The 25,265-nt window shown below is 57.5% G+C and carries 23 protein-coding genes; 8 read left to right on the top strand and 15 right to left on the bottom strand.

The genetic code is table 11. The features are described 5' to 3' along the window. Positions 1–92: 92 nt before the first annotated feature. The 4 genes from GOB83_RS00210 to GOB83_RS00195 all read left to right on the top strand — a co-directional run bounded on the left by GOB83_RS00210 (position 93) and on the right by GOB83_RS00195 (position 3,768). Positions 93–701, top strand: coding sequence for a YjbE family putative metal transport protein (locus GOB83_RS00210; RefSeq protein WP_253527523.1), 609 nt, complete (start codon positions 93–95; stop codon positions 699–701). A gap of 83 nt (positions 702–784) precedes the next feature. Beyond that, the gene (locus tag GOB83_RS00205; protein WP_165924905.1) at positions 785–2,761 is read left to right on the top strand and encodes a lytic transglycosylase domain-containing protein; all 1,977 of its coding nucleotides are present in this window, start codon (positions 785–787) and stop codon (positions 2,759–2,761) included. After that, entirely contained in the window at positions 2,758–3,240 is a 483-nt protein-coding gene (locus GOB83_RS00200) for a phosphatidylglycerophosphatase A family protein (protein WP_165924904.1), read from the top strand. The genes GOB83_RS00205 and GOB83_RS00200 overlap by 4 nt, the downstream gene beginning before the upstream one ends. A 12-nt stretch (positions 3,241–3,252) precedes the next feature. Continuing rightward, a complete protein-coding gene (locus GOB83_RS00195; RefSeq protein WP_165924903.1) occupies positions 3,253–3,768 on the top strand; it encodes a CinA family protein in 516 nt (171 codons plus the stop codon). Between the two features lie 4 nt (positions 3,769–3,772). Here GOB83_RS00195 and GOB83_RS00190 read toward each other — a convergent pair whose 3' ends face one another. The 13 genes from GOB83_RS00190 to GOB83_RS00130 form a co-directional block, all read right to left on the bottom strand. Further along, the gene (locus tag GOB83_RS00190; RefSeq protein ID WP_165924902.1) at positions 3,773–4,069 is read right to left on the bottom strand and encodes a hypothetical protein; all 297 of its coding nucleotides are present in this window, start codon (positions 4,067–4,069) and stop codon (positions 3,773–3,775) included. A 51-nt stretch (positions 4,070–4,120) separates the two neighbouring features. Further along, positions 4,121–4,612, bottom strand: coding sequence for a type II toxin-antitoxin system RatA family toxin (locus tag GOB83_RS00185; protein WP_086645973.1), 492 nt, complete (start codon positions 4,610–4,612; stop codon positions 4,121–4,123). After that, positions 4,612–5,586 (bottom strand): lipoyl synthase, encoded by a 975-nt coding sequence (gene lipA, locus GOB83_RS00180; RefSeq protein WP_095349144.1) that lies wholly within the window; start codon positions 5,584–5,586, stop codon positions 4,612–4,614. Before lipA ends, GOB83_RS00185 begins: the two co-directional genes overlap by 1 nt. Positions 5,587–5,726: 140 nt before the next feature. Beyond that, positions 5,727–7,139 carry a dihydrolipoyl dehydrogenase gene (lpdA, locus tag GOB83_RS00175; protein WP_165924901.1) on the bottom strand — a complete coding sequence of 471 codons (1,413 nt, stop codon included), beginning with the start codon at positions 7,137–7,139 and terminating at the stop codon, positions 5,727–5,729. 30 nt (positions 7,140–7,169) lie between these two features. Then, on the bottom strand, positions 7,170–8,426 hold the full coding sequence (locus GOB83_RS00170) for a pyruvate dehydrogenase complex dihydrolipoamide acetyltransferase (protein ID WP_165924900.1): 1,257 nt from the start codon (positions 8,424–8,426) through the stop codon (positions 7,170–7,172). Between the two features lie 11 nt (positions 8,427–8,437). Then, a complete protein-coding gene (locus GOB83_RS00165) occupies positions 8,438–9,796 on the bottom strand; it encodes a pyruvate dehydrogenase complex E1 component subunit beta (RefSeq protein ID WP_165924899.1) in 1,359 nt (452 codons plus the stop codon). A gap of 7 nt (positions 9,797–9,803) precedes the next feature. Beyond that, a complete protein-coding gene (pdhA, locus tag GOB83_RS00160; protein ID WP_086645977.1) occupies positions 9,804–10,814 on the bottom strand; it encodes a pyruvate dehydrogenase (acetyl-transferring) E1 component subunit alpha in 1,011 nt (336 codons plus the stop codon). Positions 10,815–10,946: 132 nt separating this feature from the next. Continuing rightward, positions 10,947–11,423, bottom strand: coding sequence for a cyclic pyranopterin monophosphate synthase MoaC (gene moaC / locus GOB83_RS00155; protein WP_086645978.1), 477 nt, complete (start codon positions 11,421–11,423; stop codon positions 10,947–10,949). Between the two features lie 2 nt (positions 11,424–11,425). Next, positions 11,426–12,292 (bottom strand): indole-3-glycerol phosphate synthase TrpC, encoded by an 867-nt coding sequence (gene trpC / locus GOB83_RS00150; protein WP_086645979.1) that lies wholly within the window; start codon positions 12,290–12,292, stop codon positions 11,426–11,428. Continuing rightward, entirely contained in the window at positions 12,289–13,419 is a 1,131-nt protein-coding gene (gene trpD / locus GOB83_RS00145) for an anthranilate phosphoribosyltransferase (RefSeq protein WP_165924898.1), read from the bottom strand. Before trpD ends, trpC begins: the two co-directional genes overlap by 4 nt. Next, a complete protein-coding gene (locus tag GOB83_RS00140; protein WP_165924897.1) occupies positions 13,412–14,008 on the bottom strand; it encodes an anthranilate synthase component II in 597 nt (198 codons plus the stop codon). Before GOB83_RS00140 ends, trpD begins: the two co-directional genes overlap by 8 nt. 58 nt (positions 14,009–14,066) lie before the next feature. Then, positions 14,067–15,602, bottom strand: coding sequence for an anthranilate synthase component I (gene trpE, locus GOB83_RS00135; protein ID WP_165924896.1), 1,536 nt, complete (start codon positions 15,600–15,602; stop codon positions 14,067–14,069). Between the two features lie 8 nt (positions 15,603–15,610). Then, on the bottom strand, positions 15,611–17,527 hold the full coding sequence (locus GOB83_RS00130) for a SurA N-terminal domain-containing protein (protein ID WP_165924895.1): 1,917 nt from the start codon (positions 17,525–17,527) through the stop codon (positions 15,611–15,613). 232 nt (positions 17,528–17,759) lie between these two features. On the opposite strand from GOB83_RS00130, the gene tpiA reads away from it, so the two are divergent. The 4 genes from tpiA to kdsA all read left to right on the top strand — a co-directional run bounded on the left by tpiA (position 17,760) and on the right by kdsA (position 21,483). Beyond that, entirely contained in the window at positions 17,760–18,500 is a 741-nt protein-coding gene (tpiA, locus tag GOB83_RS00125) for a triose-phosphate isomerase (RefSeq protein WP_165924894.1), read from the top strand. Between the two features lie 27 nt (positions 18,501–18,527). Continuing rightward, positions 18,528–18,872: a preprotein translocase subunit SecG gene (secG, locus tag GOB83_RS00120; protein WP_086645984.1), complete on the top strand. Its 345-nt coding sequence runs from the start codon at positions 18,528–18,530 to the stop codon at positions 18,870–18,872. 143 nt (positions 18,873–19,015) lie between these two features. Beyond that, positions 19,016–20,650: a CTP synthase gene (locus GOB83_RS00115; RefSeq protein ID WP_165924893.1), complete on the top strand. Its 1,635-nt coding sequence runs from the start codon at positions 19,016–19,018 to the stop codon at positions 20,648–20,650. Continuing rightward, a complete protein-coding gene (kdsA, locus tag GOB83_RS00110) occupies positions 20,647–21,483 on the top strand; it encodes a 3-deoxy-8-phosphooctulonate synthase (RefSeq protein WP_165924892.1) in 837 nt (278 codons plus the stop codon). The genes GOB83_RS00115 and kdsA overlap by 4 nt, the downstream gene beginning before the upstream one ends. Positions 21,484–21,562: 79 nt before the next feature. Here kdsA and gyrB read toward each other — a convergent pair whose 3' ends face one another. Both gyrB and recF read right to left on the bottom strand, forming a co-directional pair. After that, positions 21,563–24,001 (bottom strand): DNA topoisomerase (ATP-hydrolyzing) subunit B, encoded by a 2,439-nt coding sequence (gyrB, locus tag GOB83_RS00105; protein ID WP_165924891.1) that lies wholly within the window; start codon positions 23,999–24,001, stop codon positions 21,563–21,565. A gap of 93 nt (positions 24,002–24,094) precedes the next feature. Beyond that, entirely contained in the window at positions 24,095–25,228 is a 1,134-nt protein-coding gene (recF, locus tag GOB83_RS00100) for a DNA replication/repair protein RecF (protein WP_165925181.1), read from the bottom strand. Between the last annotated feature and the right edge of the window lie 37 nt (positions 25,229–25,265).

Below are 25,265 nucleotides of genomic sequence, written 5' to 3'. Positions count from 1 at the left end.
GTCGTCTGCCCGCAATGCGGAAAACTTTGACATTTTCTGCCGTGTGCCAGAAATTCGCGCCATTCAATGCGTGTTCTGGAATCGGAGTTATTGTGGCCAACCTATTTGATTCTGCCAGTTTTCCGGCAGTTGCCGCCCTCTTGCAGGTTGTGCTGATTGATGTGACTCTGGCCGGGGACAACGCAGTTGTCATTGGTATGGCCGTACGCTCCCTTGGCGGGGCACAGCGGCGCAAGGCCATTTGGGCCGGTGTGGGGCTGGCTGCGGTCATCAGGGTGCTTTTGGCACTTGTCGCGGTCAAGCTGTTGAGCATTGTCGGCCTGACACTGGCCGGCGGCCTGCTCCTGCTATGGGTCTGCTGGCGCATGTACCGCGAAATGCAGCACGCCAATACTGCTGATGGGGCAGCGGGTAGCGCACCGGGCAGCCTGCGTTCGGCCATTATCAAAATCCTGATCGCTGATTTGTCCATGAGTCTGGATAACGTGCTGGCCGTGGCCGGGGCTGCACGTGAACACCCCGGTATTCTGGTCATGGGGCTGGCCCTGTCTGTTGTGCTCATGGGTCTTGCGGCCTCCCTGATTGCGCGGCTGCTTGAGCGTTATAAGTGGATTTCGTGGGTGGGGCTGCTGGTTGTGCTGGGCGTTGCCGTAGAACTGATTGTTAGTGGCGGTGGAGAGGTTTGGGGCCACCTGTCCTAAGCCTGACGCAAGTGTGTCAGGCAGGCCGCCCCTGCCTGACAAAAGAACTTGCTAAATTGCAAAAAACCCGTTGAATTTCGGGTATGACCCGTTCTTACCCTTCATGGCGGCGGCAGCTTGTTGCCGCAGTATCTCTGGTCGGGTTTTCCCTGACCGCCTGCTCCGGTCCATCTGCCCAGCAGGTATCCGCACCTGAGGAGAGTGCCGGAGCAAGTGATGGTGCGCCCACCCGCAATGCCTTGCCGGTAGGTAACCTGAACGATCGGCTGGATACATGGCTCCGTCTTGTCGGGCCTGCACATGCAAGTGCTCAGGATTATGCCGATTTTTTACAATCCGGCAGTGTGTGGCCACGCTGGTCAGTGCTGGTCCTGCGTATGCAACAGGCTCTGGCAAACGAGACAGATACACAGGTGCTGGCCCGTTTGTGCCACAGCCAAAAACTGACTTATGCCCCGGCATTGGTGCAGTGCGCTACGCAACTACCAGATGATAAACCCCTCCAGCAGCAGCTTGCGGCCGAGGCCGTAACCGCATGGACCAATGGGAACGACACACCTGTAGCAGCAACTACGTTGGCCAGCACGTTTGGGGCAAGCCTTACCCCCCAGAGTTCATGGTTACGTTTTGACCGGGAGGAACGGTCTGGTCTGGTCAATGCTGCCCAGCAAACCTTGCCTTATCTTTCCGCCAGCAGGCAGCCGTTGGCGCAGGCCCGGCTGGCATTAAGAAACAATGACCCAACGGCACAATCCCAGTTTGATGCCCTACCCTCTTCCGCGCGTGCCGACCCGTGGCTTGTGCTGGATCTGGCCCGCTGGCTGCGCAAGCAGCAGCGCTATGACGAAGCCGTTACTCTATGGAAAGCAGGAGCCGTTGAGGCCGAACGGACAACCCGCTCCAAGCTGTTCTGGCGCGAGCGGGATGGGCTGGCTCGTGAGCTGATCCAGCAGAATCGGGCTGGGGATGCCTTTGCCGTGGCGAATGACACAATCGCCCAGGGTGAAAGCCGTTTGGACGCTGTGTTCCTGAGCGGGTGGATTGCTCTGCGTATGCAGCATGATGCCGCAACCGCAGAGGACTTCTTTCGTCAGCTTACAGAATCTTCGTCGCTCATTACGCGCAGCCGTGGGTTTTACTGGCTTGGCCGTGCCCGGGCTTCTGTAGGCAATATGGCCTCGGCTCAGGCGGACTGGACGCGTGCTAGCGCTTACCCCGGCACCTATTACGGTCAAATGGCAGCAGCAACGCTGGCAGGTCAGGCCAATGCCCTGCTGGAACCGGAACAGGTGCCTGCACTGATCGTGCAAAACCTCAGGAGTGCGGATAACGCACTGCCCCCGTCTTCTGAAGAGACACTACCAACAGGCAATGACCTGCTGCTGGCGGCTCTTCGGCTGGCAGCTATGGGGGATAAAGACCATACGCGCGATTTTTTGAACCTGTTTGAAAAACAGGTCACACAAACACCGCAACGTCAGGCGCTTTCGTCTCTGGCGTTGCGTCTGGGGGTGCCCGATATTGCCGTTACCGTAGCACGCCATGCCGGGCGGGATGGTGTGTTTATGCTGCGTTCGGGCTGGCCCCTGCCCTACACGCCGCCACAGAGCAGTTTGCCCCAAGATTTTGTTATGGGCCTCATGCGGCAGGAGAGCAGCTTTAACCCCGATGCCGTAAGCCCATCCAATGCAATCGGCCTTATGCAGATCAAGCCTTCTACTGCGGCGGATATGGTGCGGGCTGCCGGGGTGGCACCATCTGCCGCTACGGCTGTGGGGCTGCGGGATGCACAAAACAACATGCAACTGGGTACGGCCTACCTGCTCCATTTGCAGGATCGGTTTGGCCCCATAGTGCCTTATATGGCTGCCGCCTATAATGGAGGGCCTACCCGGTTGGCCAAATGGCTGACCACGGCAGGCGATCCCGCCCATAATGGGGGGCAAATGGAGCAGATGATCGACTGGGTGGAAAACATTCCCTATGCCGAAACACGTAATTACGTGCAGCGCGTATGGGAAAACATGATTGTTTACAAAGCATTGGGAACACCAGAATGACCCCTGCCCGTTTGATCGCAACATTTGGAGGCTGTGGCCTGTCCCCCCGTGCCCCCGGCACCGTTGGCTCCTTTGCCGCCTTGCTGGTCGGGCTACCCTTGCTAAAGCGGCCCCGCACGCTGGCCTGTGCTGCTGTAGCGGCAACCGTTGTGGGGTGGTGGGCCACAGCACGGGCGGGCAAAGGGGAAGACCACAGCTGGATTGTGATTGATGAAGTGGCGGGTATGTGGATCGCCCTGTTGGCCTGTTTACCCGATAGTGACCAGAGCGAGGAAGCAACCAAAGCCACGCACCGGTTGTTATGGCCCATTGTGGCGTTTGGGCTGTTCCGCGTGTTTGATATTACCAAGCCCGGCCCCATAGGCACGCTGGACAGACGGCATGATGCCATTGGCGTTATGGGGGATGATGTGCTGGCCGGGGTTGCCAGTGCAGGCTGTGTGCACGCACTACGCAAAGTATGGGCGGCACGGAACTAAAAAGGGTTGAACATGCGCGAACAGACAGAAGGATATGGCCCTGCGGTTCTGGCCGAAGCCGAACGTGTTCTGGCTCTGTTGCGCGCAGCAGAACTGCGGGTTGTTACGGCTGAAAGCTGCACGGGCGGGCTGGTCGCGGGGGCATTAACGCATTTTGCCGGGTCATCAGATGTGACCGAAGGTGGCTTTGTCACCTACTCCAACGGCATGAAGCAGGCAGTGCTGGGCGTACAGGCCAGCACATTAGCTGCCCATGGCGCGGTGAGTGCACAAACGGTAGAGCAGATGGCTGAGGGCGCGTTGAACGCCTGCTCCAGTGCCGGTGTGGCTGTGTCTATTTCCGGTATTGCGGGGCCAGGAGGCGGGAGCGTGGACAAGCCTGTGGGGCTGGTCTGGTTTGCCACGGCGCTGCGTGGAGGCCCAACACGCGCAGACCAGCAGATATTCTCCGGGGATCGGGTACAGGTGCGCGAGCAGGCAGTGTTGCACGCTTTAAGGCTTGTTTCTGCCCGCTTGGTTCATCTGTAACGGGTTATCGTCTGTCTGCCGGGTTATAAACAGGAGCTTCCTGTAAATCCGGTGCCATAACCCCTGTGCCTTTGGCTATGGTACCATCTGGCAATGTAGGAGTGGCGGCCGGTTGGGCAGGCTGGGTGCGCTGTATATGCGCCAGACTTTGAGCGTTTAACGCATCCGCTGTTACGTTCCCGCCGTGAGGCTGATCCGTAGGGGCTGTGCGCTCTGTTTGTTTTGGCAGTGTGTCTGCCATAGTCTGTGCAACTGGTGCCAGTGTTCCACCAAGCAGAAGCAGATAAAACAGTATGGGCATGCGGTTGTCCCCCGTGTTCAAACTCTGGGTTCTGCGTGATGGTGGTATGGTTCAGGTTGCTGTTTTCTGGCCTGAAAGAGCGGCTGGAGTGGCGGTGCCAGCCTGTAGTACGGGAGGGCCATAAACCTCTTTGGCACGCTTGATAAAAGCGGAAACCATAAGACGGGTTGCCTCGGTAAAGACTACACCAATAGCCGCTTGCAGAATGCGGGAGTTAAACTCGAAATCGACAAAAAAGTCGACCTGACAGCCATTGGCATGGGGCGTGAACTTCCACACATTACGCAGGTAGCGGAACGGCCCGCGCTCGTAACGCACGGTAATGGTGGACGGACGGTCCAGTGTCACACGGGAGGTAAAACTCTCCCTGAACGGACCAAAGCCTATGGTCAGGTCGGCAACAAGTTCTGTTTCGGTGCGGCTGCGCAAGCGTGCGGCAACACACCAGGGTAAAAAGGCGGGGTAGTGTGCAACGTCCGCAACCAGATCAAAAATCTGGTCGGGGCGATAGGGCAGAACACGCGTCTCTGCGTGTTTAGGCATTACAGAGCCTCCTTCAGGCGCTTGTTGCGTGCTTCGCGCAGCTGCGCAAAATCTGTGTCGGCATGGTAGGAAGAGCGCGTAAGGGGGCTGGAACTGACCTGCAAAAACCCTTTTACGCGCGCCATGGTGCCGTATTCCTCGAATTCTTCCGGTGTTACAAAGCGCGCAACGGCAGCGTGCTTGACCGTGGGCTGCAAATACTGCCCCATTGTGATAAAATCCACATCAGCAATGCGCAGATCATCCATGACCTGAGCGAGTTCCATTTTTTCTTCCCCCAAACCCAGCATCAGCCCTGATTTGGTGAAAATGGAAGGATCAAGCTGCTTGACCCGGTCCAGCAGGCGCATGGACTGGTAATACCGCGCGCCGGGCCGGATGGTGGGGTAAAGGCGTGGCACGGTTTCCAGATTATGGTTGAACACGTCCGGGCGGGCTTTAACAACCACTTCCAGAGCCTTGTCTTTACGCAAAAAATCCGGTGTCAGGATTTCAATGGTCGTGTCGGGGGATGTCGCGCGTATGGCAGCAATGACACGCGCAAAATGCTGCGCTCCCCCATCGGCCAGGTCATCCCGGTCAACAGAAGTGATCACCACATGGCGCAGGCCCAGCTTGGCTACGGCTTCTGCCACGCGTTCAGGCTCGCCTTCATCCAGAGCATGAGGCAAGCCGGTGCTGACATTGCAGAATGCACACGCACGGGTGCAGATTTCCCCCATGATCATCATGGTGGCATGGCGCTGTGACCAGCACTCCCCTATGTTGGGGCATGCGGCCTCCTCACACACAGTGACCAGCTTGTTGTCACGCATGAGGGTTCGTGTTTCGTGGTAAGTCGGGTGGTTGGGTGCTCTAACCCGTATCCACTCCGGCTTGCGGGCAATAGGGTTGTCCGGCCGATGGGCTTTTTCGGGGTGCCGTATCCGGCTTGTCCCACCTTTTCGATGATCAATCTCGACACGAGTAGACATGACTTCGCCCATTTATACCCAAAGAGTGCAGATAGAACTGGAATGCCCCTGCATGCACGTCAAGGTGTTGGAGAGGCGATAACCGGGAATGGGGCATCAAACCCGCGAGATTGATGCCCTACCCTTTTGAAAACAAAAGACTAAAAGTGCAAAGCGCCATCATAGGCCGCAAGAACGGCCTCATGCATGGATTCAGAAATGGTGGGGTGCGGGAAAATGGTTTCAGCCAGTTCCGCTTCCGTCAGTTCCCCTGTGCGGGCAATAACGTAACCCTGAATCATTTCAGTCACTTCCGCGCCAATCATGTGCGCGCCAAGCAGCTCGCCAGTCTGGGCATCAAAAACCGTTTTGATCAGCCCGTCCGGTTCACCCATGGCAAGGGCTTTACCATTGGCAATAAGCGGGAAGCGGCCAACACGTACCTTGTAACCAGCTTCCAGCGCCTTTGCTTCCGTGTAACCAACGGAGGCAATTTGCGGGCGGCAGTAGGTGCAGCCGGGTATTTTGGTCGGGTCGATTGGGTGGACTTTTCTGCCCGCAATGGCTTCTACACACATCACGGCTTCATGGCTGGCCTTGTGGGCAAGCCATGGCGCACCGGCCAGATCGCCAATAGCGTACACGCCGGGTTCGCCCGTGCGGCAAAGCGCATCTGTGACCACATGCGTCCGATCGACCTGGATTTTGGTCCCTTCCAGCCCGATTTTTTCCACATTGCCAACAATACCAACGGCAGAAATAACCCGTTCGGCAACCAATGTATCGGCTTTACCATTGACGGTAACGGGAATGCTGACCCCGGTTGCCGTTTTCTGCAACGTGCCGATCTTGGCGCTGGTCAGCACCCGAATGCCCTGTTTTTCAAAGGCTTTGCGTGCAAGCTGGCTTATTTCCACATCTTCTACGGGCAGAATGCGCTCGGCAACTTCCACCAGCGTTACGTCCGCACCCATGTTGCGGTAGAAGGATGCAAACTCGGTGCCAATAGCGCCAGAACCAATAACCACAAGGCTTTTGGGCATGGTTTCTGGCACAAGGGCTTCCTTGTAGGACCAGATGAATTGACCATCCGGCTCCAGCCCCGGCAGCACTCGTGCGCGTGCACCAGTTGCCAGAATAACGTGCTGGGCGGTGAGCGTGGTGGGGGCTGCCCCATCCTTGCTGACGAGCACTTTGCGGCGACCGTTGGCCAATGTGCCATCCAGCTTGCCGTGGCCGTCAAAAACCGGAACCTTGGCCTTTTTAAGCAGATGCGCAACCCCTGCGGACAACTGCTTGGAGACAGCCCGGGAGCGGGCAACAATTTTTTTAAAATCAAAGCTTACACCATCGGCCTTAAACCCATAGGCCGGCAGGTCGTGTAGCAGATGATTGATTTCCGATGCCCGAAGCAGCGCCTTGGTGGGGATGCACCCCCAGTTAAGGCAGATGCCACCAAGATGCTGGGCTTCAACCACCGCAACGGAGAGTTTAAGCTGGGCAGCGCGCAGAGCGGCAACATACCCACCCGGCCCGCCACCAATGACGATCACATCAAAATCTGTCTGGCTCATGATGCCAAATTTCTCCCGCAAAAGGCTGCGTTACAGAACAAGAGCCAGAGGTGCCTGCACAATGTTACGGAAGGCCGAGAGCCATTTGGCGGCCATGGCCCCATCCACCGCGCGGTGATCGACCGAGAGTGTTACAGTCATGACTGTTGCCACTTTAATCTCGTCACCACTCACAACAGGCTGCCGTTTGCCAGCAGCAATGGCCAGAATGGCGGCCTGCGGGGGGGTCACAATAGCTGCGAATTCCTTGACGCCGAACATCCCCATATTGGAAATGGAGAACGTACCGCCCTGAAACTCTTCGGGCTTCAGCTTGCCTGCTCTGGCGCGGGAAACCAGAGATTTGGCTTCCTGACTGATCTGCTTGAGGCTTTTGCGGTCAGCAGCCCGCACAATGGGGGTAATCAGCCCATCATCAAGGGAAACCGCCACGGAAATATCCGCATCTTCATGCAAGATCATGGCGTCTTCCGTAAAGGAGGCGTTGACTTCGGGCACCTGCTTGAGCGCAAGAGCCGCTGCCTTGATCAGCATATCATTAACCGACAACTTGAACGCGTCCTGCCCTTCATCATGAGACAGGGCATTGAGCTGTGAGCGTAATGCCATAAGCGCATCAAGCTCCACATCCATGGAAACATAAAAGTGCGGAATGGTCGCCTTGGATTCACTCAACCGGCGGGCAATCACCTTGCGCATGGTGGTGTGCGGCACCGTACGGCTTGCGCCCGTGGGAAGAGGTGCATTTGCCTGCTGGCCGGGTTTGGGAGCGGCCGCTGGCTGTGCGGCAGCCGCTTCCACATCGCGTTTGACAATGCGCCCGTTAGGCCCTGTTCCCTTGAGCGTGGACAGGTCCACATTTTTTGCAGCGGCAATGCGGCGAGCCAGCGGGGAGGCAACAATGCGGTTGGCCGGGCGCGAGGCCTGCAATGCAGCCGCCGGGGCAACCGGTGCACTGGCTGGTGCTACAGCACCCGCCTGTGCGGGGGCTGGCGCAGGTGCTGCGCTGGTGGCGGGCGGTGCGGCAGAGTCCGGCACAGCCTCCCCTTCTTCCACCATAATGGCGATGGGCGTATTGACCGCAACCCCCTCGGTCCCTTCGGGAACAAGGATGCGGCCAAAAATGCCATCTTCAATGGCTTCTACTTCCATTGTGGCCTTGTCGGTTTCGATCTCGGCCAGCACATCGCCATTGTTAACCGTATCGCCCTCTTTTTTCAGCCAGCGGGCAATCTTACCCTCTGTCATGGTGGGAGAGAGGGCGGGCATCAGAATTTCAATTGCCATCTTTCATCACCTCAGATCAGGCTGCGCACGGCTTTAACCACGTGCTCAGACTGTGGAAGGGCCAGTTTTTCCAGATTGGCTGCAAATGGCATGGGCACATCTTCACCGGCAACGCGCACGGGGGGGGCATCCAGCCAGTCAAAGGCATGTTCAATAACCTGCATGGCCACTTCGGAGCCAATGCCAGCAAACGGCCAGCCCTCTTCCACCGTGACAAGGCGGCTGGTCTTTTTCACGCTGTTGACAATTGTGGCTGTATCCAGCGGGCGAATGCTGCGCAGGTTGATCACTTCGGCCTCAATCCCCTGCTTGGCAAGTTCGGCCGCCGCATCCAGCGCTGTACCTACGGCAATGGAGAAAGCAACAATGGTGACATCGGTGCCAGCCCGTTCGATCTTTGCCTTGCCAATGGGCAGAATGAAATCTTCATCAATCGGGCAAGGGAACTTCTGCCCGTAAAGAATCTCATTTTCCAGCACGATCACCGGGTTCGGGTCACGGATAGCAGCGCGCAGCAGCCCCTTGGCGTCTGCTGCGGACCACGGGGCAACAACTTTAAGCCCTGGCACATGGCCGTACCAACTTGCGTAGCACTGCGAATGCTGGGCACCCACGCGTGCGGCAGCGCCGTTAGGGCCGCGGAACACAATGGGGCACCCCATCTGCCCGCCGGACATATACAGCGTTTTGGCAGCGGAGTTGATAATGTGGTCAATGGCCTGCATGGCAAAGTTCATGGTCATGAACTCGACAACAGGTTTAAGCCCGGTCAGGGCTGCGCCAACGGCCATGCCGGTAAAGCCATGCTCGGTAATGGGCATGTCCAGCACGCGTTTTTCGCCAAACTCCTGCAATAACCCCTGCGAGATTTTGTAAGCCCCCTGGTACTCGGCGACTTCCTCACCGAGCAGGAACACGTCTTCATCGCGGCGCAGTTCTGCTGCCATGGCATCGCGCAGGGCTTCACGCACGGTAATTTCCCGCGTTTCACCCCAGTCCTGCTCTGGTTCGGTCGGGCTCAGGGGTGTTGCGGGCGCGGTTGCGGGGGATGCCGTGCTGGCGGCTGCCGGTGCGGGAGCGCTGGTGGTGGGCGCATCGCTTACGGTATCGGTTTCGGGCACGGCTTCACCGTCTTCAACCACAATGGCTATGGGGGTGTTGACGGCAACACCTTCAACCCCTTCGTTGATCAGCACACGACCAAGAATGCCGTCTTCAATGGCTTCAATTTCCATTGTGGCCTTGTCGGTTTCGATCTCGGCCAGTACGTCACCGGTGGTAATGGTGTCCCCTTCCTTTTTCAGCCAGCGGGCAATTTTGCCTTCTGTCATGGTGGGGGAAAGGGCGGGCATTAAAATTTTAGTCGCCATAATCTGCTCAGGCCTCCAGCACAACGTCCGTATAAAGTTCAGAAGGGTCAGGTTCCGGGCTGGTCTGCGCGAATTCGGCTGAGTCGTTCACGACGGCTTTAATTTCGGCTTCCATGGCTTTGAGCGTGGCTTCCTCAACCCCGGCGTCCAGAAGGATATGCTTGACGTGTTCAATCGGGTCACGCGTCTTGCGGACCAGATCAACCTCCTCACGCGTGCGGTATTTGGCCGGGTCGGACATGGAATGACCACGGTAGCGGTAGGTCATCATTTCCAGAATGTAAGGGCCTTTGCCCGCGCGGCAGTGTGCTACGGCCTGAGCTGCGGCGGCATGCACAGCAGCAACATCCATGCCATCCACCTGCACGCCGGGAATGCCCCAAGGCTCACCATTTTTGTACAGGTTATGGGAAGCCGAAGCCCGCTCGATTGCAGTGCCCATGCCGTATTTGTTGTTTTCGATGACAAAAATACAGGGCAGCTTGTGCAGGGCGGCCAGGTTGAAGCTTTCATAAACCTGCCCCTGCCCGGCTGCGCCATCCCCAAAATACGCAACAGAAACTTCATCCGTGCCGCGATATTTGTTGGCGAAGGCCAAACCAATGCCAAGTGCTACCTGTGCACCAACAATACCATGCCCGCCATAAAAGTTCTTCTCGCGCGAGAACATGTGCATGGAACCGCCCTTGCCATGCGAATAGCCCGTGGCGCGGCCGGTCAACTCAGCCATAACGCCCCGCGGGGTCATACCTGCGACAAGCATCTGCCCATGGTCGCGGTAGGAGGTGATCAGCTTGTCCCCGTCCTTGAGGCACATCTGTATGCCAACCACAACGGCTTCCTGCCCGATGTAAAGGTGACAGAACCCCCCGATCAGCCCCATGCCGTAAAGCTGTCCGGCTTTTTCTTCAAACCGGCGGATCAGCAGCATGTCGTGATAAGCTGTTAGAAACTGCTCCCGGGTCAGTGATGGGCCGTTGCCACCGACTGCGCCGACCTGCTCAGATGTTGTTTCCATGTATGGACCCTCTACGATACATAGGTAAATGCGTCTTATAACGTAATGTCTTGGCGGCCAGGGGACTGGTCGGTTCGAGCATTTTATCGTGTTTTTTGCATAAAAAAATGCCGTCTGATCAGGGCACCTTGGTTATTTGGCGTTATATTCTCCTGATCTGCCACCGCTTTTGTGCTGTAGCCGGATATTGTCGATGCGCATGCTACGGTCAACGGCCTTGCACATGTCATAGAGTGTGAGGGCCGCGACAGATACCGCAGTCAACGCCTCCATTTCCACTCCGGTTGCGTCTTTTGTTGTAACAGCCGCAGTGATCTCGATTTTGTCATCTGTAGCGACAAGATCAAGCGTGACAGATGTCAGGCGCAACGGGTGGCAGAGGGGGATAACATCAGCCGTTTTTTTTGCGGCCATAATCCCCGCAATCCGGGCTGTTGCCAGCACATCCCCTTTGGGCATGGAGCCCGAGACAATCAGATCCAGCGTGTGGCGCTGCATATGCACTTCTGCTGCCGCAATGGCCTTGCGGAATGTCTCGTCCTTATCGGATACATCCACCATCCGGGCATGCCCGGATGAATCCAGATGGGTCAGGGGCTGTTCGCGCACTGTTACTTCAGTCCGAGCAATGTGCGTGCAGCAGCTCCGGGGTCTGGCTGGCGGAGCAGCGTTTCACCGACCAGAAAGCCCGTGACCCCAATAGAGGCAAGCTGGGCAATTTCTTCGTGTGTTTTAATCCCGCTTTCGGAGATGATAATCCGGTCAGGCGGCACCAGAGGGGCAAGCTGGCTGGTGGTGTTGATGTCTGTTGTCAGGGTCTTGAGGTTACGGTTGTTAATACCGATCAGGAACGTGTCCAGCGCCAGTGCGCGGTTCAGTTCGTCCTCATCATGCACTTCCACCAGAACGTCCATATCCAGACCCTTGGCGTGATCAACCAGTTCCAGCGCCATTTCATCTGTCAGAATGGACATGATCAGCAAGATGCAGTCAGCACCGATCATCCGGCTTTCGTAAACCTGCCACGGGTCGAGAATAAAGTCCTTGCGCAGGACTGGCAGCGCACAGGCGGCCCGGGCTGTTGCCAGATCCTCGTTTGCACCGTGGAAGCATGAGCTTTCCGTTAGCACGGAAATGCAGGCAGCTCCGGCCTGTTCGTAGGCTAGGGCGATCCGCGCGGGGTCGTATTCTTCCTGCAAGATACCCGCAGAAGGAGATGCCTTCTTGATCTCGGCAATCAGGCCCACGGCGCGGTCAGCGGCTTTTTCCTTGAGCGCACGACCGAAGCCCCGAGGTGCTTCCTTGGTTTCCTGCGCTTTGGCTACAACTTCCTTTAAGGGGTGCAGCGTGGAGCGATGTTCCACTTCCAGCCGTGTCCGCGCACAGATGCGGGCCAGAACATCTGGCAGTTCATCTACTTTGCAGTCAGGTGTGACGGCAGCGGAAGCTACAGTGGACGTGGAGGATGTATCGTTCATGATTGTCCTGTCATGTCTCCGGCGTGTGCATCCGAACGTGATGCACGTAAACCATTAAGCACCGCAAGGGCAGTGCCGTTGTCGAGTGAGCGTGCGGCGGTTGCCACACTGTTCCTGAGGCTGGCTGGGTCAATCCGGCCATTGTGCAGGACAGTCTGTTGACCGGCAACATGCAGCGCAAATGCCGCGTTCAACAGAACCGTATCACGGTACGCCCCGTGTGCGCCACGCAGGAGTGCTTCCAGCGCCTGCGCGTTATGCTGGGCATCGCCCCCTTTAATGGCGGATACGGGGGCGTAAGGCAGGCCCGCCATGTCCGGCTCAATCAGGTGGGACTGAATCTGCCCGTTTTCAAGCGCTACAGCCTGCGTGGGGCCTGCCAGTGTTATTTCGTCTATCCCGCCCTGCCCGTCCTGCGGCTGGCCGCAGACCGTCCACACACATTCCGACCCCAGACGGGCCAGCACTTCCGTAACGGGACGGAGCCACTGGGTGGAAAAAACCCCCATAAGCTGGCGTTTGACACCAGCCGGATTAACCATGGGACCAACCAGATTGAACAGCGTGGGCAGCGCCAGCACTTTTCTGGCACCCGCCGCATGCCGCATGGCCGGGTGGTGGTGCGGTGCAGCCATAAATACCACATGGTGGCGCGCAAGCTGTTCGGCAAGAACCTCTGCGTTGGAAGACAATGGCACGCACAGAGCCGCCAGCACGTCGGACGCTCCGGCGAGGGAGGAAATGGCTCTGTTGCCATGTTTGGCTACGGGCACCCCAAGCGCTGCCAGCACAAAGGCAACGGCGGTGGAAACATTCAGCGTGCCGTAATTATCCCCCCCCGTGCCACAGACATCAATCGTGTTGTCGGGAGCGTTGGGGACAGGGTACATCCGCTGCCGCAGGGCAGTTACAGCGCCAAAAAGCTCATCCTGTGTTTCCCCGCGCACGCGCAATGCCATTAAAAAAGCGGCAATCCGTTCGGGTGGAACATGGCCATCCATAATGCTGCCAAACGCGGCTTCGGCCTGCGCAGCACTCAGGCTTTTACGCTGTGCAAGAGCGTGCAGAACTCCGGAAAAAAATGCAGGGTCTTCCGTGCTGCCAATCGTAGTGGCGGACTCAGGCATGGAGCAGGCCCGCTGTCCATGCCCGTGCGTGGGTCAGAAAATTGCGGAGCAGATCATGCCCATGTTCGGACGCAATGCTCTCGGGGTGGAACTGTACGCCCGAGATGGGGTGCTGCTTGTGCCGTACGCCCATAATCACCCCATCGGCGGTCCATGCCGTAACTTCCAAGTCATCTGGGATGCTGGAAGGTTCAAGGGTCAGGCTGTGGTAACGGGTCGCATTGAACGGGCTGGGGAGCCCTTCAAAAACGTCCGTCCCGTTATGAAAAACAGGGCTGATCTTGCCGTGCATGGGGGTTGGAGAGCGCACAACCTGCGCCCCAAACACCTGCCCGATGGACTGGTGACCAAGGCAGACACCAAAAACGGGTATCTTGCCAGCAGCGGCGGCTATCAGATCACAGCAGATCCCTGCCTCGTTCGGGGAACAGGGCCCGGGGGACAGAACAATGGCGTCCGGGGCAAGAGCCATGGCTTCTGCTACGCTGAGCGTATCGTTCCGGCGGACGTCGCACTCCTCACCCAGTTCGCCCAGATAGTGGACCAGGTTGAAGGTAAAGCTGTCATAATTGTCGATCAGTAGGATCATGGCGGAATGATGACCTTTTCGTGCGCACGGGTCAAATGACGTGTCGGAAAGGCGCGGTTTACCCGCGGCCTGTCCGTGCCATTATCAAGGCTTCCTCGGCTGCGCGGAACACGGCGCGGGCTTTGTGCTGGGTTTCCTCATACTCTGATTCCGGCACACTATCCGCCACAACCCCACAACCTGCCTGCACGTGCATGGCACCGTCTTTGACAACGGCCATGCGCAGGCCAATGCAGGTGTCCATATCCCCCCCAGCACCAAAATAACCTATGCAGCCGGCATAGGTGGCGCGGCGGGTCCGTTCGACCTCGTCAATAATTTCCATGGCGCGGATTTTGGGGGCGCCGGTCAGGGTTCCTGCGGGAAAAGCCGCAACCAAGGCGTCCAGCGCTTCCAGATCAGACTTGAGCGTGCCCTCCACATTGGAGGAAATATGCATGACGTGGCTGAACCGCTCGATCACAAACCGCTCTGTGACCTTCACGGAGCCGGGGGAGCATACGCGCCCGACATCATTCCGGCCTAGGTCAATCAGCATCAGATGCTCGGCGATTTCCTTCTGGTCGGCCAGAAGATCCTGCTCAAGTGCCAGATCCTCAGCCGCGGTTTTGCCGCGCGGGCGTGTTCCCGCCAAAGGCCGCACAGTCATTTTGCCGTCTCTGAGCCGCACAAGGATCTCGGGGGATGACCCGACCAGAGAGAAGCCCCCAAAATCCAGATGGAACAGGAAAGGAGCTGGATTTATGCGCCGGAGCGCACGGTAGAGGGAGAGTGACGGCAGCGCAAAAGCTGTTGAAAAACGCTGGCTTGGCACAACCTGAAACGCATCGCCTGCAGCAATATAGTCCTGAATACGTGTGATGGCGGCGCAAAAATCGTTATGTGTGAACGTGGACGTAGGTTCGGTAAACGCTGGAACATTCGCCGGAATGTCTACCGATGGGAGTGCCCCGCTCAGGCAGTTTCTTGCACGTTGGAGCAATGCCTGAGCGCGCTCCCATGCTTCTGGTGCCGTGTCGGCCGCATTGGGGCGGACGGGGGTCGCCAGAATAAGCTCGTCCGTTACCGTATCAAAAACAGCAAACAGACTAGGGCGCATCAGAATGGATTCTGGCAGGTTCAGGTCGTCTGGTGGTGCGTCTGGTAGGTGTTCCATCTGGCGTACCATGTCGTACCCCAGATACCCGAATAGGCCACCAATCATGGGGGGGAGTTCGGGCGGGAGGTCCATGCGGGACGCGTGGATCAGGGCACGCAGGCTGGCCAGTGGTGCAGTACCTTCGTCTGGTACAGCTTTTGCGGGCAGGCCGTTATGGCATGTGCTGGTGCTGACCTTGCCGTTATGGCAAGTCCATACCAGATCTGGCCGCAGGGCAATAACGGAGTAGCGACCGCGGGTGACGCCGCCCTCCACACTTTCCAGCAGCAAGGTATATTGCCCTGTACCACCTTCCAGATGTGCCAGCCGCATATAGGCAGAGACCGGGGTCAGCAGGTCGGCAGGTTCCACAGAATAAATAATGGAACCCCTGCCCGCTTCCCATGCCGCAATGCAGTCCTGTTTACTGGGGGATGCCGCCGTGTGCGCCTTCATGCCCGGGTTCACTGGACTGGTCCCCCAAATCCGGCGGCAGACAGGGCCGCCTGAATGGCGGCGTTGTTAATGTGCGGGGGCAGCCGCTTGTTAAGGTCCTGCACATAGCTGGCCGCCAGATCATCACCATAGGCCTGTGTCAGGTTGTTTTTCAGCTTTTGCAGAACATCAATGGGTGCCGGAGGATTGGGTACAAAAACCTTGGTCACCACAGCGACAAAAAAAGTATCTGCATTTTCAGCCATAACCGCCTGCCCCGCCTTCATACGGGGGATGTAGCTGGCAATTTCGGGCGGCAGGGCCTTGCCGGGGTTGGTGAAGGAAAATGGAATGTCACGGGCAACCTGAATGCCAGAGGCCGTCTGGCCCGCAATGCTTCCCTTCTGGCGGGCTGCCAGAAACAAGGCCGTTGCCTGCTGGTCTGCCGTGTGGTGGCGGGTATCGGCCTGCCATGCAGCCAGCACGTCGCCTTTTGCCTGCCCAAACGAGCGGGGGGTAGCGGGTGTTATGGAATCAACCTCAACTGCAAACCAGCTGTTATCCGGGCCTTCGAGCAGATTAGGCGGATCTCCGGCTTTCTGGGCAAAGACCTGATGCACAATGGCATCGCGCAGCTTGCCCGAAGCCGGAATCGGAGCAGGCTGTTTTTCTGCCGTATTGCCCTGCGCGTCCAGTGAGCCGGAAATGGCAGCGGCACCAATTGTATCCGGAATGGCGTCCAGCCCTTTGCCAGCAATGGCGTCCTGCAACTGCCGGCGGCGTTCGGTCACAACAGACGGTGCGGCCGCAGTCCGGTATTGCTGCAAAATTTCCTGCCGGGCATCTGCAAAGGAGGTGCTGTGCGCGGGCAGGATTTTGGTCACGCGGAAAACAGACCAGCCCATTTCGGTTTTAACCGGCCCCGTAACCTGCCCTTGCGGTGCCTGAAACAAAACCTGCTTGAGTACGTCAGAAGGAATGGTCGTGGGGCGAGCGCCCGGCATTTCCACCGATGCAGCGCCTTTGACGGCACCTTGCGCAGCCTGCCAGCTCCCTTTGAGCTTCCATGCATCGGCAATTTTCTGGGCGTCAGATTCGGATGTGGCTGTGATCAGCTGAATATCGCGGGTTTCTGGCATGTTGTAGTGGCTGCTTTGTGCATCATACGCGCGCTTGAGCTGCGTATCATCGATTGTAATCGTATCCGCCACGGTTTGGGGGGACAGGACCACAATGCGTGCATGCCGCAATTCCGGGGTGCCAAAAAGCCACACATGGTTCGTATAATAGCGCTGCAAGGTTGCCGTATCCGGCGCGGGAGGGGCCGGCTGCGCTGCAACGGGAATGCTGATCAGGTCCACCATGCGCGTGGTTGCGCCGTAATCGACCAGAGTTTTGAGCAGGATGTTGGAGACCCGGCTTCCCTGCGCCATGGGTTGCAGCAGGGTGCGTACGGTCAGGTCGTCGCGGATCATGTCCAGCACCTGCTGTTCACTTAACCCCTGCGCACTCAGGCGCTGGTTGAACACGGCGCGGTCAAACTGGCCAGTAGGCCCTTTGAAGTAAGGGAGGGAAAACACTTCTTCCCTGATGGCGGAATCCGGCACAATGATTTTAAGCTGGCGAGCGGCCTCAAGCAGTTCGGCCTGTGCAATCAGGCGTTGCAAAATCTGGCGCGCAATCTGCCCCTGCATGATGGGAGACAGGGCAGAAGGGTCTTTGACCCCCATCTGCTGGGTGATTGTCGGCATTTCAGAGCGCAGGGCCATGGCTAGGTCACGCGTGGGTATGCGGTGCTGGCCAACCCGGGCCACCACATCCGTCTCTTCGCTCATGAAGCCAATAACGTCGCCAATACCCCAGCTGACAAAGGCCAGAAAAATAACAATGGCAACAACGCGGCCCAGCCACGATTCAACAAGTACTCGGCGCAGGTAGGAAATCATGACCCTATGGATCCACAGCTCATCATAAATGGTTTATGCTGATTGCAGCACATCTTGGGGCGGCACCATAAGCGGAGGTGTGCCGCTTGACCAGACTTAACCGTTGTGGGGCAGCAATAAGGTATAAACCCTCTCTTGCGCCTGAGTGTGCGTGTATGGTTTAGCCTGTTGTCAACAGTGCCATGGCAGACGCACATGCAGCGCGTGGCAGCACAGGAACTGGAGGAAGGGTATGAGCAGGCAGATTATTGTCGGCAATTGGAAAATGAATGGTACACGCCAGGACGCACAGGCGCTGGTACAGGCGCTGGTAAGCGGCCTGCCCGCTACTGCGCCGGATGTGGTTGTCTGCCCCCCCTTTACGCAGCTGGCACTTGTGCAGCCAGCGCTGGATGCCTCCCCTATCGGCCTTGGTGCGCAGGATTGCCATAAGGATGCTGCCGGAGCGCATACGGGCGATATTTCTCCCACCATGCTGGCAGACCTTGGCGTCAGCTACGTGATTCTCGGTCATTCAGAGCGGCGGCAGGAACACGGTGAGCTGGACGAAACCGTACGTGAAAAAGCCGTGGCTGCTACCAAGGCGGGCCTGACCCCGATTGTCTGTATTGGCGAGACGGAAGATCAGCGTGAGAGCGGTGAGTACGAAGATGTGCTTGGCTGGCAGATCAAGGGCTCGCTTCCCGATGGTTTTGCCGGTATTGTGGCTTACGAACCCATCTGGGCCATTGGGACGGGGCTTGCCGCGACAACCGACCAGATAGCTCAGACCATGTCTTTCCTGTGTGCCGAATTGGTCCGACAGTTTGGTGAGGCTGGAAAAACTATCAAAATCCTGTATGGAGGGTCCGTAAACGCTGGGAATGCTGTTTCCGTTCTTTCCATTCCCGAGGTTGCGGGCGCACTGGTTGGTGGCGCGAGCCTTAAGGCGGATGCATTTCTTTCTATTGTCAACGCAGCATCCGCTGCCTGACATTGCTGCTTTGATCTGGAACCCGACATGACGACAGCCCTGCTGATCCTGCATTTCTGTGTCACCATTGCTCTGATTGGCGTTGTGCTGATTCAGCGGAGCGAAGGTGGCGGCCTTGGTATTGGTAACAGTCAGGGTATGGGCGCCTTTATGTCCGGCCGCGGGACGGCCAACCTGCTGACCCGCACAACGGCCGTTCTGGCAGGGCTGTTCATGCTGCTTTCTCTCCTGCTCGCCATGCTCTATAAAGGTGGCGTAACCGGTGCCGGGCACGACATTCTGGCCCAGCCCCCGGCGGAAACCGCCCCCGTGGCAACTACGGCTCCGCCCGCAGTCCAGACTCAGGCGCCCCCTGCGGCTCCCAAGCCCTGAAAAATGCTGACATCCTTCTCTGATATCCGGTTGGTTTGCAGAGAAGGTTATGAGTTTTTGTCCCCCGCATGCAGCAATGCATGCGGTGGATTGTGTTTGTTTATCCTTCTCCACCCGCTCCAGTCCGTGTAGGAATTCTGCTCATGACACGCTTTGTCTTTATTACTGGTGGTGTGGTGTCCTCTCTAGGCAAGGGCATTGCTTCAGCCGCTCTCGCAGCGCTTTTGCAGGCGCGTGGCTACAAGGTCCGCCTGCGCAAGCTGGACCCCTACCTGAACGTGGACCCCGGCACCATGAGCCCTTACCAGCATGGTGAGGTGTTCGTAACTGATGACGGAGCGGAAACGGACCTCGACCTCGGCCACTACGAGCGTTTTACAGGTGTTAACGCCACGAAAGAGGACAACGCGACAACCGGGCGCATTTACTCTGACGTGATCGTGCGTGAGCGGCGTGGAGATTATCTGGGGGCCACCGTGCAGGTTATCCCCCATATTACAGATGCCATTAAGGACGTGGTGGTTGCCAACACGGATGATCTGGACTTTGTTCTGGTCGAAATTGGCGGAACCGTAGGGGATATTGAAAGCCTGCCGTTCCTTGAAGCCATTCGCCAGTTGCGGAATGATCTGGGCATGGACCAGACCATGGTGGTCCATCTGACACTGCTGCCGTGGATTCCTTCTGCCGGGGAGCTTAAAACAAAGCCGACCCAGCATTCGGTCAAGGAATTGCAGAACGTAGGCCTTCAGCCGCAAATCCTGCTCTGCCGCTGTGATCGCCCGATCCCCCCGACCGAGCGCCGCAAGATTGCAAACTTCTGTAACGTTCGCCCCGAAGCAGTTATTGCCGCACGGGATGTGGATACGATTTACGCCTGTCCCCTCTCCTACCATGCGGAAGGGATGGATACGGAAGTTCTGCGCTACTTTGACCTGCCGTATGCTGAAGAGCCCGATCTTTCCAACTGGCAGAACATTGTGGACGCCCTGCGCCACCCCGCAGGGGAAGTGCGCGTGGCTGTGGTGGGTAAATACACAGCCCTGCTCGATAGCTACAAATCCCTGAATGAGGCCATGTTGCATGGGGGGATTGCTCACCGGGTTAAAGTGTCACTCGACTGGATTGATTCTGAGCAGTTTGAAAAAAATCCTGCCACGCTGGAAGAAAAACTGGGCCATGCAGATGCCATTCTGGTGCCCGGTGGTTTTGGCGAGCGTGGTTCTCAGGGTAAAATTGAAGCCATTCGTTATGCGCGCGAAAAAGGCATTCCGTTCCTTGGCATCTGTTTTGGCATGCAGATGGCGGTTATTGAATGTGCCCGCAATCTTGCCGGTTTGAGCGATGCATCCTCCACCGAATTCGGCCGGACAGAAGAGCCGCTGGTCGGCCTGATGACCGAGTGGGCACGTGGCAATGAACGTTTGCGCCGGAGTGAAGGCGGGGAACTGGGCGGCACCATGCGTCTGGGAGCTTACCCGGCTACTCTGGTGCCCGGCTCCCGTGTTGCGGAAGCTTACGGAACCAACACCATTCGCGAACGTCATCGCCATCGGTATGAAGTGAATATCCATTATAAGGATCAGCTTGAAAAAGCGGGTCTGCGTTTTTCCGGCCTGTCCCCAGATGGTATTCTGCCAGAAGTGGTCGAATACCCTGATCACCCATGGTTTATTGCCGTGCAGTATCACCCTGAACTTAAATCCCGCCCCTTTGCGCCGCATCCCCTGTTCGCCGGGTTTGTGGGGGCTGCTGTTGCCAAGGCAAAACAGGCATGATCCCGGCCACTGGCGCACCAGTTGAAATTGGTGGGCTAAGTATTGGGAATAATTTGCCTTTTGTGCTGATCGCAGGACCATGCCAGATTGAATCGGCTGCCCATGCCATGGAAACAGCCGCAGCTCTTAAAGAGATCTGTCAGGCTACTGGTGTGGGGCTGATTTATAAAAGCTCGTTTGACAAAGCCAACCGTACCAGCCTCTCCAGTACACGAGGGGTTGGGCTAAAGGACGGGCTGGCTATTCTGGCTGATATTCGCCAGACATATGCTCTGCCGGTTCTGACAGATGTGCATACGGCAGAGCAATGCGCTCCGGTGGCGGAAGCCGTGGATGTGCTGCAAATTCCTGCTTTTTTGTGCCGGCAGACTGATCTGCTTCTGGCAGCGGGCAAAACCGGTGCGGCAGTCAATATTAAAAAAGGGCAGTTTCTTGCCCCGTGGGACATGCAGCACGTTGCCGCCAAGGTTGCTTCAACCGGTAACCAGCGTGTGCTGCTGTGCGAGCGTGGGACCAGCTTTGGCTACAATACGCTGGTGAATGATATGCGGGGCCTACCGATTATGGCCCAGACTGGCTTCCCTGTGGTGTTTGATGCGACACATTCGGTGCAGCAGCCGGGTGGCATGGGGACTGCAAGTGGTGGGCAGCGTGAATTTGCTCCCATTCTTTCCCGCGCAGCATTGGCCATTGGTGTAGCCGCACTGTTCATAGAAACGCATGAAGACCCGGATAAAGCGCCGAGTGATGGGCCGAACATGTTGCCCATCAGCCAGTTGCCCGCCTTGCTCAAGCAATTCCGGGCCATAGATAGCCTGATCAAAGGGCAGTAACAGCCGCAGGCATTGCGCATAAAAAAAGACGCCATGGCATGCAGGCCATGGCGTCTTTTTTGTAAGTAGGTGGGACGTCTTAGACGTCCAGATTGGCGACCTTAAGCGCGTTACCCACAATAAAGTCACGGCGTGGCTCAACCACATCGCCCATCAGGGTTGTAAACACATCTCCGGCTTCTTCCACGTCCCCAACGCGTACCTGCAAAAGGGTACGCATGGCGGGGTCCAGTGTGGTTTCCCAAAGCTGTGCATCGTTCATTTCGCCAAGACCTTTAAAGCGGTTAATGGCAAGGCCACGGCGGCCCTGTGCAAGCAGGCGCGTAAACAGGTCAGACGGCCCGTTCAGGCGGTGTTCCGTGGTTTCAAACTTCAGCACAACGCCGGTTTCAAAGTCTTTCTGCAACCGTGCCAGTTGGGCTGTCAGCCAGCGTGCATCCGCGCCTGCCAGTGTGGCAGGGTCTATGCGGTACATTTCCCCAACGCCTCGTACATTGCGTGCGAGTTCTACACCATCCACGCTGGCAACGGCCTTCCACCCCCGCTCGGTGGAGGGAGACGCCGCATCCAGCCGCTGCTGGAGTGCGGGCATGCGCTGCTGGAGCTGTTCAAGGTCAGCGCTGAGCGCACCAGCAAGAGCAACCTGCTCGACAATCCACGCGGGAATGCGTGTGGAAATGCGGGAAATAGCCTGACATGCCTGCCGGATAAACGGCAGATCAGCCTCCAGCTCCGTATTGCTGACCGTGCGGCCATCGGCATAGACAAAGCTTGCATTGCTGAGCGCTTTATCCAGCAGATATTGCTCCAGTGCCGCATCATCCTTCAGGTAGGTTTCTTCATTCCCGCGCTTGGCCCGGTATAGGGGGGGCTGGGCAATGTAGAGGTAACCGCGTTCGATCAGTTCAGGCATCTGGCGGAAGAAGAAGGTCAGCAGCAGGGTACGAATGTGGGATCCGTCCACGTCAGCGTCAGTCATGATGACAATGCGATGGTAACGGAGCTTTTCTATGGAAAAACCACCCTGATCGACTTCCCCACGGCCAATGCCCGTGCCCAGAGCGGTAATCAGCGTGCCAATTTCAGCCGAGCCAAGCATGCGGTCAAAACGGGCACGTTCGACGTTCAGGATTTTACCTTTGAGCGGCAGAATAGCCTGAAAGCGCCTGTCCCTGCCCTGTTTTGCCGTGCCGCCTGCGGAATCCCCTTCCACAATAAACAGTTCAGCTTTGGCGGGGTCGCGGGCCTGACAATCGGCCAGCTTACCCGGAAGGGACGAAACATCCAGAATGCCTTTGCGGCGTGTCAGTTCGCGCGCCTTGCGTGCGGCCTCACGGGCCGATGCAGCGTCCAGCACCTTGGAAACAACAGTCTTTGCTTCCTTGGGGTGGGTTTCAAACCAGTGGGCAATAATATCGGCCGCAGCCGCATGCACCACAGGCTGCACTTCGGAGGAAACCAGCTTGTCTTTGGTCTGGGACGAAAATTTGGGGTCCGGCACTTTAACCGACAGAACGGCGGTTAAGCCTTCACGCATATCTTCACCCTGAAGGGACTGGGCGTCTTTTTTGGCAATGCTTTCAGCATATTTGCCAACAACGCGGGTCAGAGCCTGGCGGAAACCTGCCAGATGCGCCCCACCATCCCTTTGAGGAATGTTGTTGGTGAAGCAGAGCATGGTTTCATGAAAACTGTCATTCCAGCTCAGTGCAAACTCGACCTTGATCCCATTATCCGGGTTTTCCAGACTGCCGGTAATTGGCGGGGTGATCAGGGATGTGCGTGAACGGTCAAGCCAGTTTACAAAAGCTTCCAGCCCGCCCTCATAGTAGAATGTTTCTTCCCGCACAGGGGTAACGCGGGCGTCCCGTAGAACAATTTCCAAGCCCGAGTTCAAAAATGCCAGTTCGCGGAGCCGGCGTTCGAGAATGGTAAAGTCGAACTCGATCTTGGGGAAGGTCTGCAGGCTGGGCTTGAAAGTGACCTGTGTGCCGGATTCTTCAGCCGACGGGCCAACAACCTCAAGCGGGGCATCGCGCTCACCATCATGGAAGCGGATGCAGTGTTCATGACCATTGCGCCAGATGCGCACTTCCATCCATTCCGAAAGCGCGTTTACAACGGCAGCACCCACGCCATGCAGCCCGCCAGAAACCTTGTAGGAGTTCTGGTTGAACTTGCCGCCTGCATGCAGGCGGGTCAGCACCACTTCGGCGGCACTGATGCCTTCCTCATGGTGCATATCGGTTGGAATGCCGCGCCCGTTATCACGAACAGTTACACTGCCGTCTGCATTAAGGGTGAGAACACAGCGCGATGCAAACCCGGCCTGCGCCTCGTCCACCGCGTTATCAATGATCTCGAATGCCATGTGGTGCAGGCCGGAACCATCATCAGTATCACCGATGTACATTCCGGGCCGTTTGCGGACAGCATCAAGCCCCTTCAGCACAGAGATAGACGCGGCATCATACTCTTCGGTACCAGCAGATGGCGTAGGCTGAGAGAGGTCTGTCATAAGAATGCTGCACTCCGCAAAAAAAGAATGGAAGCCATTGTGGTCTTATACTCCGCCCATGGCATTGCGACCAGCGCCCGAAGGCCCCTTTTGTCAGCAGATCGACAAAAAAGCGCCCTGCCGGAGCGTTGCAAACTCGGCATGTCCCTGCAATGGCGCAAACGGTGCTTGGTCCGTGCCGGTTATGAGCACAGTACTTTGAAAATTTTGTAGAATTTTTTGCAAAGATAACCGGCGCTGTTCGTCCAGATGGACCAGAGGTTCATCCAGCAGTAATAGCGGGGCCGTTCCTCTGTGGTCGCTAACCAGACGGGCATGGGCCAGAATAAGTCCGATGAGTAGAGATTTTTGTTGGCCGGTGCTGGCCAGTGCTGCCGGGAGCTGTTTTTTAAGGTCGGTAAGTGCGAAGTCGCTCTTATGCACACCAAGACTGGTGCGCCCTTTTTCTCGGTCCATCATGCGCGATGTGGTGAGTTGTTCCTTGAGCCAATCTTCCACATGCAAGGCAGGATGCTGCTCAAGCTTGTCCGCTATGGCGCAGAGCAGTTTGATCTGCACCGCAGGAAAGGCATCCATATCCTGCTGGGCATAGAGGTTGATCTGGCGGACGGTCTCATTCCGTGCCGCAGTGACCGATGCTCCATGCCGCGCCATGGCGGCCTCCAGCCCGGATAACCAGACGGGTTCATTGGCGCGGGTTTGCAGCAGGCGGTTTCTCTGGCTCATGGCGCGGTCATACGCTGCCAGTTCGCGCGCATGGTGGGGATAAGCGGCCATGACCAGCCGATCCAGAAAACGCCTCCGGCCAGATGCGCTTTCGCTGAACAGCCGGTCCATCTGTGGGGTTAGCCATACAGCGGCCAGAGGGTTTTCCCACGTGTTCTGGTTGCGAAGGGGTTTGCCGTTGAGCAGAAAAATGCGGCGTGGGGTATCGGTCCCGGGCTGAAGCCCCGTGCCAAGTTCCATGGGGTCGCCGTCAACCATAATTTGGGAGGAAATCCCCCAATGGGCACTTCCATTCTGGCCAAACTGGCCAAGGGATGCGCCGCGCAGGCCGCGACCGGGTGTGAGGAGCGAGGCCGCTTCGAGCAGGTTGGTTTTCCCGCTGCCGTTTTCCCCCGTCAGCACAACAATGGGGGCCTGGGGGCAAAGGGTGAGCTGGTCGTAGTTCCGAAAGCGGCAGAGGGTCAGTCTGGCCAGTTGTAACCGTGTGGAAGGTTGCCCCACCTTGCTGGCGAACAAGGTGGGTGATGTGTGCAGGCGT

The organism is Acetobacter fabarum (assembly GCF_011516925.1).
Lineage (GTDB): Bacteria > Pseudomonadota > Alphaproteobacteria > Acetobacterales > Acetobacteraceae > Acetobacter > Acetobacter fabarum.
Note: the sequence above shows the minus strand (reverse complement) of the source record. Positions and strands in the feature narration are given on the sequence as shown.